The sequence below is a fragment of the Methanocella sp. MCL-LM genome, from assembly GCF_049676595.1.
Classification (GTDB): domain Archaea; phylum Halobacteriota; class Methanocellia; order Methanocellales; family Methanocellaceae; genus Methanocella_A.
The window spans coordinates 1,753,681-1,769,519 of the sequence record NZ_CP187259.1 but is presented as its reverse complement, the minus strand read 5'-3'; the positions used below and the strand labels follow the sequence as shown (position 1 = coordinate 1,769,519).

Genomic DNA, 15,839 nt, shown 5'->3' with positions numbered 1-15,839 from the left:
TTAAATATTTTATTAGCGCTTGAACAGCACTATCGTATTGCCCTTGACCTCGATCAGCTCAGACCCGGTCTTTTCGGCCAGAAGCTTTGCGATTTCATCTTTGGGCATCTCTTCGAAGGCGCTCTTGAGGACCTTGACTTTGACCAGCTTGTTATCTTTCAGCTGCCGGCTGAGCTCTTCTATGAGGGACGGGGTCACTCCGTTCTTGCCGATGTGAGTGGCAGCTTCCATGCGGGCAGCCATGCCCCGCAGCTCTAATATCTTCTTCGTGTCCATTCTCTATCATACACAAGATACTACGGCAGGCTAATAGCATTTACGGTGCCTGATGGCACAGAGTGACGAAGAAAGCGGACCCGGGATAAGGACGGCATCTTGCCAGCGCTTGCCAGCCGATAGATATTTCCAGCCTCGGGCTCTTCCCTGCCGCGTTCTCCGGTCAATAAGATTATCTCATATAAGATACAATATGGTACTGGTTATTCATGAAGGATAAGCTCCGAGTCGGCGATTACATGACTGGCAAGGTGATCACTGTATCTCCGGAAGATACTGTGATGGATGTAATCAAACTCACCCGGCAGACAGGCCACGACGGTTTTCCCGTGACCAGCGACGGTAAAGTCGAAGGCTACATCTCTTCGCTGGACATGCTTTTGTGCGAGTCTGACGAGCAGGTGAAATCGGTCATGAGCCGGAATATCATCGTGGCTCACCCGCAGATGGAGATCAACGAGGTAGCCAGAGTCATTTTCAGGCTGGGAGTCAGTAAGCTGCCAGTCGTGGACGATACAGGCAGGCTAGTTGGCATCATCACCAACTCCGACGTCATCAGGTCGCAGATCGAGAGGGCCGACCCGCAGAAGGTCTGGAAGCTCAAAAAGACCCTCGAGACGGTACATAACATCGAAATAACAGTCACGAGAGGCGACGTGAACATTACGGAGCTTGTGCCCACCCAGTCCAAAATTTTCGCAGACGAGCTCGAAGGCCGCATCTACGAGCTGAGAAAGGGCCTGGCAGAGCCCATCATTGTGATTCACAAGCCTGACAGGTGGATGCTGGCAGACGGCCACCACAGAGTCGTCGCAGCCAAGCGCCTGGGCATCGAAAAGATCGACGCATATATCCTGGAAATCCCCAAGGATATCAAGCTGGGCATGGAGAAGACCGCCCGGGAATCGGGCTTACGTACGGTGGATGACATCGTCGTCATGGACTTCGAAAAGCACCCGCTGATCGAGATCACCGAAAGGCTGATGATGAGAGACCGCAAAAGCCTCGAAGAGATAGAGCGCAAGAGCGCGGAGAGCGAGTAAAAGATGGCAGACGTGCTGGACGAAGTATACGCGGTCATAGCGGATCGTAAGGTAAACCCCCAGGAAGGGTCTTATACAACCTCTTTATACAATCACCGCAAGGGTATCGACAAGGTGCTGGAGAAGATAGGTGAGGAATCCACCGAGCTGATTATCGCTGCCAAGAACGGTGGAGAAAAGGAGATCATCGGCGAGTGCGCCGACCTGTTCTTCCACGCCATGGTCCTGCTAGCAGCTAAGGACATTCCCTTCGAGAAGATCAAGGGAGAGTTCGAGCGACGCAGAAAGTAGGGTAAGATCGGCGACCAGGCAAGACGATCGCTGCGCTGTGACCGACTGGAAGCAGTCCCTTGTATACAGGATCACAGATTACGACGGATTACACGGATTTCACAGATGGCAACTGGATAAAAAGGAGAAAGGTAGTTCTCTTCTTTCTTATATTGTCGTATCTGTGCAATCTGTGGTATCTGTCGTAATCTGTGTTTCTGGCACAGCGCAGCGTTCGTATTTGATCTATACACTTAGACACTTTTTTCAGATGATAGTACAACTACGTGCATGTATGTACAAGAGCGGCACAATCTTTAATATATTCTAAAACCTTCTAACTTTCAATGATGATGGAGGCCATAAGCTATCGGCTCAACAATGCTGTTCAGTTTGAGCTTAGCTTTAGCTTTGGCTTCTGGTTTAACTAACGATGCTGCCTGCGCTAACTCTCGCCAAGCAAGCATCGTTTGCGTGTTTTGTGATAGTCAGCGCCGGCCATGTCGTGAACAAGGGTGTTTCACATGGATGGCAAGACAATCAGGATGAATAGAATACTGGAATCAGGCAAAGCGGTCATCGTACCGATGGACCATGGCGTGAGCGAAGGAGCCATCGAAGGCCTGGTAGACATGAACAGGACGATCGCTCTGGTCGAGAATGGCGGTGCCAGTGCAGTACTACTGCATAAAGGGCTCATTAAGTCGCTCAGCACGCCGCCTAAATGCGGCACCATCATGCACATTTCAGGCGGCACCAGGTACGCAGAGGACAAGAACAAGAAAGTGCTCGTTTCCTGCGTGGACAACGCGATCCGCCTCGGTGCCGACGCAGTGTCCGTTCACGTAAATGTGGGCGGGTGTGCTTCGGAGCACGACATGCTGGGCGACCTCGGAGAGATCGCAGATCTCTGCGATGAGAAGGGTATGCCCCTGCTGGCCATGACCTACCCGAGAGGCAAGGGCGTTACAGGCTCTCCTATCGAGGTCGCCCACGCCGCGAGGATCGGTGGCGAGCTCGGTGCCGACCTGGTGAAGTGCCCGTATACCGGAGACATCCGATCCATGAGCCTGGTCACTGCGGCCTGCCCGGTGCCGGTGGTAATAGCCGGAGGCCCCCGGTGCGACAGCGATATGGATGTACTACAGATGGTCGAGGACGCCATGACAGCAGGCTGCATCGGAATATCTCTCGGGCGGAACATCTTCCAGCACAGGCGGCCTGACCTGATGACGGCTGCCCTCAGGGCCATCATCGTGGAGAGGGCGACGGTAAAGGAAGCTGCCGACATCCTCCGGGGAGAGATCGAGACAGCTATCATCAGGCATGCCGCAGCAACCACTGCTGACCGCTGATCACCGTTGCCAGAAGGCCGAACGGTGCTACCGCTGCCTGAACATGGCAACGACAATACCCGCAGCTGCCAGGCCACCCGCAGCCAGAAACATGGCAAAGGCAGGCAGTTCTGATTGTCCTGGAGAAGAGGCGGCAAGCCGCACAACTGTATCGTGCGTCAAAAACACCTCCCGTATATGCCCCGCAGACTCAATACGGTATTTCCCCTTCTCCAGCCCACCCATCCTCAAAGTCCCGTTAACGAAAGCTGTTTTTACGAAGCCCGGCCCGGATACTGTAGCATTAACCGGCCCCATAGACTCAAGCTGGAGCACCGGCCGATCATTCCAGGGCAGCGCCTCGCCGTCGCACATGGTCATGCCTTGCTGACACCCCATGAGAGACAGAAGTGTCGGGGCAACGCACTCCTGGCCGTAGATTTCACTACTGCCCCGAGCCGGCTCATCTGTGAAGATCAACAACGGTATCAGCACGCTTTCACTCCTTACTGCAGCGTCCGCAGACGAATGAGCGCCCCTTGAAGAAGCGGATTTAAAACTCATGCCATGATCAGCGGTGATCAGTACGACAGTGCCGGACTCGCTACATACGTCGATTAGCTCTTCCAGCCCCGGCTCCAGCCCGGAAATAGCTGCATTGTAAGCGTCGTAACCGTTTTCGTGCCCGGCATAGTCGGTGCCCGCCACGTTGACAGTGATAAAGTAGGGCTGCCCGGTGCCGGAATGCTCCAGGAACTTGACCAGCCTGATCGCTTTCTCGAGGGACCAGTTATCGTATCGCTGATAGGCAGCGATTTTATCCTTTCCCGGAGACGGGCCGGAGAGGTGATTCTCTGCGAGGATATCCCGAACTCCGGCGGGTACCTGGTCGTCGTTCATGATCAACTTAAAACTGGGTGCTGAAACCGAGTTATTGCCATCTCGGACGACTGCATCCAGTTCTCCCAGCAGGTAGGCGGTGTCGCCGGTCTCCATCACCCCGATACAAAGGTATCCCTGTCCCCGCAGCGAGTCGAAGATCGTCGCTTCGTAGAAGGTCAGGGTTTCGTCTTCGGCCCCGGAATAGCCCGTAGCCAGCACTGCATGGCCATACTCGGTTTTCGGCACAGGTGCTTTAAGGGTATACCGGGCGCTGGCTCTGTCAAGAACAGCAAGCTTCACGCCCTCCAGCGGCGTGCCATCCCCGCACCTCGGAGAGAGCTCAGGATATACGTAGGAGGCACCCATGCCGTCGACAATGACCAGCACGGCGTTCTTTTCGGCCGTGCTGAGGCACGGCAGAGATCCGAGGAGCAGGATGATAAGGAGAATGAAAATACGCCGCATACTACTAATTTACAATAATTTGATATTTAGTCTTATCTCTCGAGTCAGTGAAATTTATATCCGCTGCCGTATAATATACCTGTGATGGAGATACAGGGTGCTGACAGCCTCATCCGGGGGAACGATCGCAGAGCTCATGCTATCGCTATTGCCAGGGCCGGCATTTCGGCCGTACTGCCGGAAAACGTCGTGAGAAATGCCGTAAGGCTGGATGGAAACACGCTTACAGTGCAGGGTAAAGCATACGATTTGCAGGCCTACCGGCACATCTATGTCGCTGGCGGAGGCAAAGCGGCAGCCACGATGGCGGCAGAGCTCGAGAGGCTTCTGGGAGACCGCGTCAGCGGCGGAGTGGTCAACGACAGATACGGCACCAGATCGACCGCGAGGAAGATTAAAGTCAACCAGGCCGGGCACCCGCTCCCGACAGAGGATGGCCTGCGCGGAGTCACCGAGATGCTCGACATGCTTGGCAAGGCCGGAAAGGACGATCTGGTCATTTTTCTCATTTCCGGCGGTGGCTCTGCATTGCTTCCCTGTCCGACCCCCGGAGTATCCCTGGAGGATAAAGTCAGGCTGACGGACCGGCTCCTCAAGAGCGGGGCGACGATAGCCGAGATCAACTGCGTCCGCAAGCACTGTTCATGTATTAAGGGTGGGCAGTTCCTCCGGTACGTGAACGGCGCTACTGTGCTCAGCCTGATCGTATCGGACGTTGTCGGGGACGATCCCGGGTCGATCGCGTCCGGGCCGACGGCGCCTGACAATACAACCTACGCTGACGCACTGGGAATCCTTGAAAAGTATAAGCTCGTAGATCAGGCTCCGCCCGACATCCTCCGGCACCTCGAAGCAGGGCTGCGGGGCGATGTACCCGAAACTCTCAAGGCGGGCGATCCGGTTTTCGAGAGAGTGTACAACGTAGTCATCGCAGGCAATATGGTAGCGCTGAAAGCCGCAGCAGCGGAGGCGCAAAGGCTGGGGTACACGCCGCTCATCCTCGGGTCGCACCTCAAGGGCGAGAGCAGGGAAGTAGGACTGGTCCATGCCGGCATCGCCAAAGAATGCCTGTCCACAGGCAATCCGGTACCTGCGCCTGCCGCGATCATTTCCGGCGGGGAAACTACTGTCACGGTCCGGGGGCCTGGCAAGGGAGGGCGCAACCAGGAGTTTGTATTAGGAGTACTGCGCGACTACCGGCCGGGGATGACGATCATTTCGACTGATACTGACGGCATCGACGGCGCAACTGATGCCTGCGGTGCCATTGCGGACGAGACTACGCTCCCCCGGGCTGCCTCGCTTGGGCTATCGATCCAGAAAGCCCTCGACACCAACGCTTCCTACGATTTCTTCAAGGCGCTAGGCGATCTTCTCTTCACCGGCCCCACGGGGACTAATGTCAGCGACTTACGCGTCGTTCTTACATACTAGCCAGGTCAATAGCCTTTTCAGTTTAAGCCCTTGTAGAAAACCTATTTATTTTCAGCCGCTATCCACAGAATACAAGGAGTATTTTTCATGGATGCGAGAAGCCTTTCCGGCATCCTGACCGACGTCAGGGCAAAGCGACCGCTCGTGCACCACATCACGAACTACGTTACCGTCAACGACTGCGCTAACGTAACGTTATGTATTGGGGCAGCGCCGGTAATGGCTCACGCCCACGACGAGGTGGCCGAGATGGTAGCGATGGCAGGCGCCCTCGTGCTGAACATCGGCACTCTGGACCACAAGCAGGTGGACTCGATGATGGCAGCCGGCCACAGGGCTAATGACCTGGACGTGCCCATCATCCTCGACCCGGTCGGCGCCGGTGCAACCAGGCTCCGAACCGAGACCGCCAAGCTGCTGCTTCACAAGCTGCACATCTCCGTGCTCAAAGGCAATGCAGGCGAGATCGCCACCCTGGCCGGCGCCGAAGGCAAAGTAAGGGGCGTCGACTCCGCAGGAGTCAGCGGCGACCCGGCAGAGATCGCCAGAGGCCTGGCCGAGAAGCTCGGCATCGTCGTGGCGGTCAGCGGCGCCACGGACATCGTCACCGACGGCAAGCGCGTGATCTTTGTGGATAACGGCCACGAGATGATGGGTAAGCTTTCAGGCACCGGCTGCATGGCGTCGTCCATCTCCGGAGCGTTCGCCGCCGCCTCGAAGGACCACGTAGCCTCGACCGCTGCAGCGCTGGCCGCTTTCGGCGTCGCCGGAGAGAAAGCTGCAAAACGCTGCGAAGGACCGGCATCTTTCAAGATAGCGCTGCTGGATGAGACTTACAGGCTGACCGCCGACGAAGTCAGCAGAGGCATAAAGGTTAGGTTTGCCTGATGCAGTACGATCTCTACGTGGTGACCGACGAAGGATTATCCAGAGGCCTGACTCACTGCGAGCAGGCCCGGCAGGCAATAGCCGGAGGTGCCGACGTCATCCAGCTGAGGGATAAAAAGTGTGACTGTGACTATCTCCTGCGCTGTGCTATGGAGATGAGGGAAGACTGTAAAAAGGCCGGCGTCATGTTCATAGTCAACGACCGGCTTGACGTCGCCCTGCAATGCCAGGCAGACGGCGTCCACATCGGCCAGGGCGACATGCCTTTGAAGTTCGCGCGAAAAGTGGCCCCGAAAGGCTTCATCATCGGTGTTTCTGCAGGCACCCTGGAAGAAGCGTTGACTGCAGAGCAGGACGGAGCCGAATATATAGGCTTCGGCCCGGTCTTCACTACGTGCTCAAAAGACGATGCAGGGCCGGTCTGTGGGCTTGACCTGCTGCGGGAAGTGAAGCGGCGAGTATCGATCCCGGTCGTGGCTATAGGCGGCATCAATGCGGCAAACGCGCCGGACGTTCTTGCAGCAGGCGCAGACGGGCTCGCAGTTATCTCTGCAGTAATCAGCCAGGCCGATGTTACGGCTGCTGCCCGGAACCTGAAAGCCATCATCACCCAGTACCGGCTATCGGGCCGCCAATAACGAAAAGGATATATCCGCATGTGCCTTATGCTTACCAGCTACAGGTGGATGTTATATGCAACTCTTCGGCATGGACGCACTCGACGTATTAATGTGGATCTCGTTCCTGATCATAGTACTGGGAGCGATCATCCCAAAGAAAAACGGCTACTATATAGCGGCTGTAGGCTGGGTGCTGTTCGGCCTGCGGTGGGGCCTGTCGACGCCTTACTTCTACTTTGAAGAAGCAAACATCCTGTATACAGTACTCTGCCTGTTATCCGTGCCTCTGACGCTTTACGCCGCGTTCATCATGATTAAGTTCCAGCGTGAATCGCTCATGGTAATCACCCGCAGCGTGGCGATCAGCTGCGTGTTTTACGCCCCGTTCGCGTTCCTGCCGTGGCTGAGCAACTGGCTGATCGGAGTCACGACCAGCCTGACGATGGCATCGCTGACAGCGCTGGGCTACCCGGCAGTAAGGCAGGGGCTGGACCTGATCTACCTCAACGGGCAGGTAGTCCAGATCATCCTCGCCTGCACGGCTATCCAGAGCATAGCGATCTTTATCGGCGTGGTCTTCTGTATGAAGGTGGAGCCAGAGCGCATGCTCAAGGCCTTCCTGGTATCCGTGCCGGTCATCTACATCTTAAACCTGATCAGGGACGTGTTCGTCGTAGCCTCGTTCGGCAACCAGTGGTTCCAGATCATGCCCGAGACCGTCATGCAGTGGTCAGGCAAGCCCGCGGAGTTTACCAGCTTCTTCTGGGCACACAACGTGCTGGCAGAGCTCGGCTCGCTCATCGCTTTAGTCGTCATCTCCTACGCAGTGCTCTCGATGATGCCGGAGCTGCTCGACTACCTGAGGGACGTGCTCAGCCTGCTCAAGGCTGAGAACATTAAGAAGATGCTACGTGGAGAAAATGTGCCGGTACTAGCTCCGGTGAAGCCGATTAAAAAGGCTTAAGCATTCAGCTTTTTTCACGTTTTATGGCCCGATCTACGCTAGCGGCCAGCCTGCCGTTGATGGAGTAGGTGAGACTACTACCCGGCGCTTCCAGGCGGTCTACGATGCCCCGGTCGGTCAACTCTTTCATGTACCGGCTGACAGCGCTCTCCTGCATGCCCAGTGCGTGCGCGAGCTCCCGGTTAGACATGCCCGGCTGCTCCGCAATCGTGGCCAGCAGCTCTCGAAGGTTATCCCGTTTCACCAGCGAGATCACCAGCTGCTCTTCCCGGCAGTAGGTATTGGAGTTCTGGAAGTACCGAACGTGTTTGCCATCGGACTGGAAGCTCACCACTTTGTGGTTGAGACTCAGGATCAGCATGTGGTACCTGATCGTGCCGAGGTTCATTGCCGTTCCCCTGGCGATCTCTCGCTGGGTCGATCCGGGATGGCCGGCGACGAACTGCATGACTGCCTTTCTGTTCTCATTTTGCTCCAGCCGGCCCCGGGCCCTGGATACCACGCCCGCGGAGAAAAACTTGAACATGACGCAGAGGATGGCAGCGATTGTGATGCCACTCGCCAGAAACAGCGTCGCTGAGTGGACCCGGCCATCCCTGGTGGAATAAAAAATGGTCGAGTTGTTGGCCGCCAGCAGATCCGCGCCGTAATCGGTCTGTTTTGTCCAGAGGAGACCACCGCTATTATCCAGAGCATAGAGGGCGCTGAAGTAGTAGACTTTGGTCCGATCGAAGGTCGCCGGGTACTGAGTGTTATAGCAGTACAGGCTGACGTAGGTCAGATCGCCAGAAGGCATAACCTGGATGTAGGTTTTGCTGATGTTAACCGGCACGGTTTTATCAAGGTACTCGTAGCCCTCTTTTCCCGGCAAGGTGTTATCGATATTGGCCCACCTGACGCTGGACGCTTCTACCGGCCCGAAGTACCTCCCGACATTGGAAGCGTTGAGCGTGACGCTCTTCACATCCCCTATGGGCGGAGTGAAGCTCCAGATCTGCCGGCCTGTGGCCATCTCTGCAAGTGTGATCGTTTCAGGTGAGAGAGTTTCCAGGCGATTTGCTCTCTGGGCTATCCCACCGCCCCACCAGATGCCCTGGGGAGTTGAACCGCCTTCCGCTTGTCCGGATAATGGTCCCTCTAAAGACTGAGTGGTATCACTGCAGAGTATAGAGTAGACCAGCCCATCACTGGCAGCCAGGTAAGTCCGGGTATAATCATAAGCCCTGATCGAGACATTGCCCTCCGGGGATATGATGAATAAATCTGGAGCCGGTCGGTAAGAGGTATTACACAGCTTCACGTACAGGTTCCCGGCTGAGTCAAAGGGCGCCGGCCAGAACGGAAGGTACAGCTTGTTACCATACGGGTTGTCCAGAGGGACTGACCAGAGGACAGTACCGTTGGTGTCGAGAGCCGTAACTCTATCCGATAGCGTCAGGTATAGCCGCTGATCGTAGTAAAGAGGCAGGAGCTGTTCAGGCGTGTACAGGCCCTGGAGTTGGACGCCGCGTAAACTGTATTCAACTGGATCTATGCAGTAGATATTCAGGAAGTAGCCATCGACCTCGGTTTTCCAGAATACGGTGCCATTCGGATAGTAGGCTGTGACAAGAGTATCAGTGGCAGAGTTAGAGGTGTACAGGCTGATTGCGTTGTACACGTAGCCATCCGGGCTGATCGCTGGCTGCGCCTCTGTGTATTTCGTCGACCAGATCTGTTCACCGGACCTACTCAGGACATACTCGTTACAGCCATCGTAAAGATATAGCCTGCCGTGGATCACGTGAAGGGAAACCATAGATAGGTCCCCGGATTGATCGAACGGCATCTGCCAGAGGACTTTCCCGACCGCTGAAATTGCATATAGGGCACTGTATTCGTGGGTGTAGACTGGATTCTCACTGGAAACTACCCCGCTGACAAAGAGGTAGGTCACACCGTCGTCCACTGCGAGAATTCGGCCCCGGATGAAGTTGGTGCCATAGGGGACGCCAGAGAGACCGGGGATATCGACAGCCCACTTTTCTACGCCGGAGCCCGTCAGCGAGAACAGCATATGACTACTGCCGCCCATAGGATCGCCAGTCAACAGCATCATGGTCCCGTCGTCGCTCACAGTGGCCTCACAGATCTGCTCTCCCCCGGGAACCTGCCACTCGGCCCGCGGTTCGCTGGCTACGATCACGAAGAGCCAGGCTGCCAGGATTACAATGCCTGTTAAAACTACTGCGCCGAACGTATCGCCGCTTTTCATCTGCCTCACAGTACTATCTGGTACCGTTTGCTTAAATATAGGTTCTCTCCCAATTTGTTAAACTGGAGCGCTCGAGAAAGGGCGACAGCTATCGCATGGTAGAGAACTCTTTGTAGAAAAGGAAGTATGTCAGGCAGCAATCCGCCGCCTGAAAAATTTAAGCTACTAAGACTGCGTTGATGCAGCCGTCCTGTCCCGGGCGGTTGGTGATCTTGGCCTTGCCAAGCTCGGTGGTGACAACTGCGCCCTTGGTCAGGTAGTTCCTGCGCACGTAGTTCTTATTGGCCGGGTTCTCGGTCACGGTGGTCATCTTGACCTTCTGAGTCTTGCCAGACTTCGGGTCGGTGACGTTGACGATGTCGTCCTTAAGTACCCTGACCTTGCTGCCGTTGCCAGTTACGTTGATGACCTTAAGCTTCTGGGCACCGATGACCGGCATGGTGAAGTCCCTGCCGAGCTCGAACTTTCTCTTGCTGCGGTTGAGCCTGAGCCTGCCGCCGGTTGCCTTTCTGATGGATTTGCCCTGATACTTCATAATGTTAACCTCGGTGATTTGTAATGAGAGTACCACCTTAGAAACGCGCTCATTGCATATATAATTTAGGCTTTTTCGGGTGGTATTCCGTTAAAGTCTATCCGTCTAATATATGAAAGATGTATAAATAGATATTGGGTGGCCGGGCCGGGCTGTCAGGCTATTTACCAGTACTTACTCCCGGCAATGCTATCAACAGGCAGGTCACTAAAAGTTTATCATTCTTGTGATCCTATGACGATTACAGGTGATATAATGGGTATTATTCAGGAATTCAGGGAATTTCTTCAGGAATATAAAGTAGTCGGGCTGGCTGTCGCCTTCATCATGGGTGTGGCTGTCACCACGCTGGTGCAGTCGCTGGTGAACGATATTATCATGCCCTGCATAACTCCGGTGATGGCCACCGCTGGCACTAACTGGCAAAACGCAACTGCGACTGTCGGGCCTGTCGCCCTAAAGTACGGCTCTTTCCTCAGCAACACAATCAATTTCCTGATCATCGCGTTCGTCGTATTTATGATGGCGAAGCTCGTTCTCAAGGAAACCAAGGTTACTAAGAAGTGACCGGTTCACTCTTTTTTACCTTAAAGTACATAGTCTCGAAAGACTATCTCTTACTCATGCTCAGGGACTATAACAAGAAACAGATCGAGGATAAAAACAGCCCTGAAGGGCTCGTATCCACAGGCAATGTCCACGCTATGAGCGGTCAGTACGAGGCTGCCGCGGAGTATTTCAGAAAAGCCCTCAAGCTAAAGCCGGACTGTACGAGCGCGTACTACGGCCTCGCCTGCTTACAGTGCGCTACGGGAAATTTCGAGGAAGGGGAGAAAAGTTTCAAGGAAACCCTGAGGATCGATGAAAACCACCCCGGCGCCCATAGTGACCTGGGCAATCTGTACTTCTGCCTCGGCAGGCTGGATGAAGCCCTGGTGGAGTTGAAGCGATCCCTGGAGCTGGACCCGGGACAGTACCTCGCCCACTACCGCCTCGGGCTGACCTACCTCCGCCTGAACCGGGACGAGGAGGCGATCGCCGAGCTGAAAACCACGGTCGGGCTTAAGCCCTCCTACGCAGATGCGTATACAGCTCTGGGCAGGACGTACGGCCTCCTTGGCAACCTCGACGATGCCGTGGCTGCATTCAGGCGTGCTGTCGCCGAACAGCCCCAGAGTGCGGTCTGCCACTTCGACCTTGGCTTAGCTTTGAGCATGAAAGGCGATCTGGACTCCGCCAACACGGAGTTTGCAGAGGCCATCCGGCTGGACCCTGAATTTCCCGACCCCCACCTGGCGATGGGTAATAACCTGTTCACCGACGGCAAGCTGTACGAAGCTGCATTCGAGTACAGGGAAGCGATTCGCCTGAACCCGTACCTGGAAGAGCCGCACATGAAGCTAGCCCTGGTCTACGAGCAGAAAGGCCTGATGGGCGAAGCGGTCAAGGAATACCGGGAGGCGCTGAACATCCAGCCCGGCATGTACGAGGCTAACCTGAGCCTGGGCAGAGTCCACATGACACTCGGGCGATATGAAGAGGCGATCAGAGAGCTGGCTGCCGCAGCGGAGGCCCGGCCCGACAGCGCTATAGCTTATCTCGAGCTCGGCAAGGCGTTCACTAAGCTCGGGTTCGAGAAGGATGCGAAGAAGAACTTCGAAAAGGCGGCGAAGCTCGACCCGTCATTGAAGACAGCGATTGAAGCAGCTGAGAAGAGGGAGTGAGAATGCAATACGATCGCTGCGCTGTGCTTAACTGATTGTCCGGGTGACGTGAGATAGCAATACGATCGCTGCGCTGTGCCAGGATCACAGATTACGACAGATGTCACAGATTGCACAGATGGCTATCGAATAAAAGATCAAATACACATAACCCCTTTTCTTTCTTCTCATGCAGTATCTGTGAAATCGGTGTAATCTGTTTCAATCTGTGATCCAGGCACAGCGCAGCGATCGTATTCGTTCACCGGACTTAAAAGATTAGGCTGGTTTTCCAGCCCGTACTTTCCTAGTTATATTGTACCCTGCTTGAACTTGGCTGTCGCATGCCCGTTCTTGGCCTCCCCATTTTCCGGGTCGATCTTCAGCACGGCTTCATATTCCCGGATTGCATCGCTGTACTTTTTCTCTTCGAGGAACAGGTTCCCGAGGTTGAGGCGGGGCATGATGAACTGCTCGTCGAGGGAGATGGCTTTCTCGTAGAAGAGCCGGGCTTTCGCCGGGTCTCCCATCCGGGCATAGTCCCAGCCGAGGCGGTTGTAGGCATCGGGGAAGTCGGGATCTATGTTCAGGGTGGCCTGGTATTCTCTCATCGCTTCGTCTACGAGGCCTTTTTCGTCCAGCAGCAGGCCCAGGTTATAATGCGCTTCCAGAAATTCCGGGCTGAGCTTGATCGCTATGCGGTAGTTCTGGATGGCTTCGGTCAGCAGGTTTCTTTCCGACTGCGTGACGGCCAGGTTATAATACGCGTCGGGGCTGTCGGGGCTGGCCCTGGCTGCGTGCTTATAGGCTTTTTCCGCTTCCAGCAGGTCGCCCTTGTCGGCATATGCGCCGGCCAGGAGCATGTAGGCGTCGAAGTAGCCGGGATTAAGCCTGACCGCTTCTTGCAGCATCTCTATTGCGTCGTCGAGATACCCGGCGGCCATCAAGGATATGGCAAAGCCGACCCGGGCTTCCGGCAGGTTGGGAGCTTGCCGGACCAGCTCTTTGAACACGGGTAGTGCATCGTCGACCAGCCCGAGCTCGTTGAGGGTGATGGCCAGGCTCAGCCTCGCCTCGACGTAGTCCCCTTTGAGCTCGACTGCCTTCCGGAACTCCTGCGCGGCCTTTTTCGTTTCGCCGAGGGCATCGTATGCAATACCGAGGCTGTAGTGTATTTCAGCGTTATCGGGTTTCAGCCGGACTGCTTCTTCCAGCTCCCGTACCGCATCGGAGTACCGGCCTTTGATGCCGTACGCGAGCCCGAGGGCACGCCTGGCGTCCGCGCTTTCCGGCCTGCTTTTAACGGCCTGCTCATAGCTGCCTATCTCGAGATCGATGTCGTAGCCCATGGTAATCACAGTCGTTATAGAATAAGCGCATGAATTAATATAGCTTCGCGAGCCGGGTAGCGGTAAAAAGACCAAAGACTGGCTTACTTATAGTCATTGTTAAAATGTTTTCGAACTGTGGATCTCATTAAAGATCGGCGTACGCTGCGCTGTGCCTTGACACAAAGGGCACGAAGGTCACGGAGGACACGAAGGATTACTCAAGGTCACAAAGGGATCTACCCTTTAACACGAACCTTTGTGTCCATAATAGACCTTCGTGCCCTCCGTGTACTTCGTGTCCTCTGTGTTTAAGCGCAGCGCAGCGTACGCTTACCAGATTACTAAAGCCTTATAATGCCGGCGATGGCTGCCAGTCTCGCGATGGCCGGGCTCTCCCACGGCTCATCGTAGGCGAAAGTAAACTTAGCGCCCGGGCGGGAGCCGATGAAGTCGGCGATGTTTTGCAGCGTGGCATCTCTGGCTTCGCAGTCCAGTTCGCTGATGACCTCCGACTGGCCGATCGGGTAGCTCTCGCTCAGCTCGTCCGGGAAGACACCGAAAGGTGCCTTTACATGGAGAACCCGGTCAAAGCCTCTCGAGTCCACGTCCCGCCTGGTCGAGATCAGCACGTTCCCTTCCGCCCGCAGATTTTTCAGAAGCCGGTTATAGTGGATGACTTCGGGCCGGCTGGCGGACTCCGGGCCGAGGTAGAAGAACGAGGCCTTTGTTGCCCGGTCGAACTTTTCAATGTAAGACGAATAGTTCATCATTTGCTTTAAGCCGGACAGCATTCTGGGATGGCTCCGGCACCTGCGCTCCACCAGCTCCATGAGGTCGCCATCGAGAATGCTCTGCTTGATCAGCCGGATCTCGGCAAAGGTCACGTAGAGGTTGTGCTCTGCAAGTAGTCTTGTCCTCGTTGCCTCGTCCATGCCTGCGATTTCCTTTGCCGTGTGAGCCATGCATACAGGACATGAGCACGGCAGGTGGGTCAGCTGGCCGATGTGGTAGGTGCCGTCGATCGTGAGGTACCTTCCATCTTTAGCGTAGAGAGCATAGGCAGCGCTGTCGAACAGGTCGCACCCGAGAGCCACGGCCAGCGCCAGCATCATGGGGTGGCCGGCACCGAACAGGTGGACGACTGCGTCCGGGCCGAGGCCCATCTTCGACCGCACGATCACGTCGACCAGATCTTTATACCTGTAAGATTCCATGAGCGGCACGACTGCGCCCAGAGGATAAACGTCAAATCCGATCTCGTACGTCCGCCTCGCCGCCTCCTCCCTCAGATCGAGGTGAGTAGAGCCCTGCACAGGCCCGGCGAGCAGCATGTTGCCCTTGTAGTTCTTTGCTTCCGATTCCCGGGCCAGCGTGATCTCGAGCTCTTCCCTCGCCCTCGAATAAGGCACATCGGGAGGCGTCGGAATATCCAGCGGCACGCCGATGTCGGTGCCGATATCCCGCTCGAACGAGACGATGCCGGGATTGTCCACTTCCACCGAGCCGTAGACGGAGAGCTGAAACGAGCCGGAGTCCGTCATGATCGGGCCATCGAAGTCCAGCATGCTATGCAGGCCTTTAGCCAGAGCCGCCTCACGAAGGCGCTCCGTGCGGTAGATGATGTAAGAGTTAGTGATCAGCATCTGTGCCCCGTACTTTTTCAGCTCCCGGGGCTCGATCAGCCGCAGGTTGGGGTTGATCACCGGCATCACAGTCGGTGTCTCGACAACGCCGTGCGGCGTGTACAGCTTGCCAATTCTGCCTAAAAGGTCCTTTTCAGTGATCTCAAAAACGTCGGACATTAGAGTTCAGGAGATCATAACGCCTGCTGCTATATAAA

Annotated in this window: 15 protein-coding genes; 9 read left to right on the top strand and 6 right to left on the bottom strand. The window is 55.7% G+C overall.

Going from position 1 to position 15,839, the window contains the following annotated elements; genetic code table 11:
* Positions 1 to 12: 12 nt before the first annotated feature.
* Positions 13 to 276: a YhbY family RNA-binding protein gene (locus ACPLPM_RS09005; RefSeq protein ID WP_424359909.1), complete on the bottom strand. Its 264-nt coding sequence runs from the start codon at positions 274 to 276 to the stop codon at positions 13 to 15.
* Between the two features lie 209 nt (positions 277 to 485).
* Here ACPLPM_RS09005 and ACPLPM_RS09000 point away from each other — a divergent pair, with 209 nt between their 5' ends.
* The 3 genes from ACPLPM_RS09000 (at position 486) to ACPLPM_RS08990 (ending at position 2,944) form a co-directional block, all read left to right on the top strand.
* Positions 486 to 1,319 (top strand): CBS domain-containing ParB/RepB/Spo0J family partition protein, encoded by an 834-nt coding sequence (locus ACPLPM_RS09000; RefSeq protein ID WP_424359908.1) that lies wholly within the window; start codon positions 486 to 488, stop codon positions 1,317 to 1,319.
* A gap of 3 nt (positions 1,320 to 1,322) precedes the next feature.
* A complete protein-coding gene (gene hisE / locus ACPLPM_RS08995; RefSeq protein WP_424359907.1) occupies positions 1,323 to 1,610 on the top strand; it encodes a phosphoribosyl-ATP diphosphatase in 288 nt (95 codons plus the stop codon).
* Between the two features lie 503 nt (positions 1,611 to 2,113).
* Entirely contained in the window at positions 2,114 to 2,944 is an 831-nt protein-coding gene (locus ACPLPM_RS08990) for a 2-amino-3,7-dideoxy-D-threo-hept-6-ulosonate synthase (protein ID WP_424359906.1), read from the top strand.
* 27 nt (positions 2,945 to 2,971) lie between these two features.
* Here ACPLPM_RS08990 and ACPLPM_RS08985 read toward each other — a convergent pair whose 3' ends face one another.
* Positions 2,972 to 4,270: an alkaline phosphatase family protein gene (locus ACPLPM_RS08985; protein WP_424359905.1), complete on the bottom strand. Its 1,299-nt coding sequence runs from the start codon at positions 4,268 to 4,270 to the stop codon at positions 2,972 to 2,974.
* 84 nt (positions 4,271 to 4,354) lie between these two features.
* Between ACPLPM_RS08985 and ACPLPM_RS08980 the strand changes: the two genes are divergently transcribed.
* The 4 genes from ACPLPM_RS08980 (at position 4,355) to artA (ending at position 8,176) form a co-directional block, all read left to right on the top strand.
* Positions 4,355 to 5,704 carry a glycerate kinase type-2 family protein gene (locus ACPLPM_RS08980; protein ID WP_424359904.1) on the top strand — a complete coding sequence of 450 codons (1,350 nt, stop codon included), beginning with the start codon at positions 4,355 to 4,357 and terminating at the stop codon, positions 5,702 to 5,704.
* An 87-nt stretch (positions 5,705 to 5,791) separates the two neighbouring features.
* Positions 5,792 to 6,592 (top strand): hydroxyethylthiazole kinase, encoded by an 801-nt coding sequence (gene thiM / locus ACPLPM_RS08975; RefSeq protein ID WP_424359903.1) that lies wholly within the window; start codon positions 5,792 to 5,794, stop codon positions 6,590 to 6,592.
* Positions 6,592 to 7,230 carry a thiamine phosphate synthase gene (thiE, locus tag ACPLPM_RS08970; protein ID WP_424359902.1) on the top strand — a complete coding sequence of 213 codons (639 nt, stop codon included), beginning with the start codon at positions 6,592 to 6,594 and terminating at the stop codon, positions 7,228 to 7,230. The genes thiM and thiE overlap by 1 nt, the downstream gene beginning before the upstream one ends.
* A gap of 55 nt (positions 7,231 to 7,285) precedes the next feature.
* Positions 7,286 to 8,176 (top strand): archaeosortase A, encoded by an 891-nt coding sequence (gene artA / locus ACPLPM_RS08965; RefSeq protein WP_424359901.1) that lies wholly within the window; start codon positions 7,286 to 7,288, stop codon positions 8,174 to 8,176.
* A gap of 4 nt (positions 8,177 to 8,180) precedes the next feature.
* On the opposite strand, the gene ACPLPM_RS08960 is transcribed toward artA, so the two are convergent.
* Positions 8,181 to 10,430 (bottom strand): winged helix-turn-helix transcriptional regulator, encoded by a 2,250-nt coding sequence (locus ACPLPM_RS08960; RefSeq protein WP_424359959.1) that lies wholly within the window; start codon positions 10,428 to 10,430, stop codon positions 8,181 to 8,183.
* A gap of 157 nt (positions 10,431 to 10,587) precedes the next feature.
* Entirely contained in the window at positions 10,588 to 10,965 is a 378-nt protein-coding gene (locus ACPLPM_RS08955) for a 30S ribosomal protein S8e (protein WP_424359900.1), read from the bottom strand.
* A 255-nt stretch (positions 10,966 to 11,220) separates the two neighbouring features.
* Here ACPLPM_RS08955 and mscL point away from each other — a divergent pair, with 255 nt between their 5' ends.
* Complete coding sequence (mscL, locus tag ACPLPM_RS08950) at positions 11,221 to 11,532, top strand: large conductance mechanosensitive channel protein MscL (protein WP_424359899.1); 312 nt, start codon at positions 11,221 to 11,223, stop codon at positions 11,530 to 11,532.
* 56 nt (positions 11,533 to 11,588) lie between these two features.
* Positions 11,589 to 12,689 carry a tetratricopeptide repeat protein gene (locus ACPLPM_RS08945; RefSeq protein ID WP_424359898.1) on the top strand — a complete coding sequence of 367 codons (1,101 nt, stop codon included), beginning with the start codon at positions 11,589 to 11,591 and terminating at the stop codon, positions 12,687 to 12,689.
* Positions 12,690 to 12,979: 290 nt separating this feature from the next.
* Here the strand turns inward: ACPLPM_RS08945 and ACPLPM_RS08940 are convergent, their stop codons facing one another.
* Positions 12,980 to 14,017, bottom strand: a complete 1,038-nt coding sequence (locus ACPLPM_RS08940) for a tetratricopeptide repeat protein (protein WP_424359958.1) — start codon at positions 14,015 to 14,017, stop codon at positions 12,980 to 12,982.
* Between the two features lie 323 nt (positions 14,018 to 14,340).
* Positions 14,341 to 15,801: a tRNA guanosine(15) transglycosylase TgtA gene (tgtA, locus tag ACPLPM_RS08935; RefSeq protein ID WP_424359897.1), complete on the bottom strand. Its 1,461-nt coding sequence runs from the start codon at positions 15,799 to 15,801 to the stop codon at positions 14,341 to 14,343.
* Positions 15,802 to 15,839: the final 38 nt, after the last annotated feature.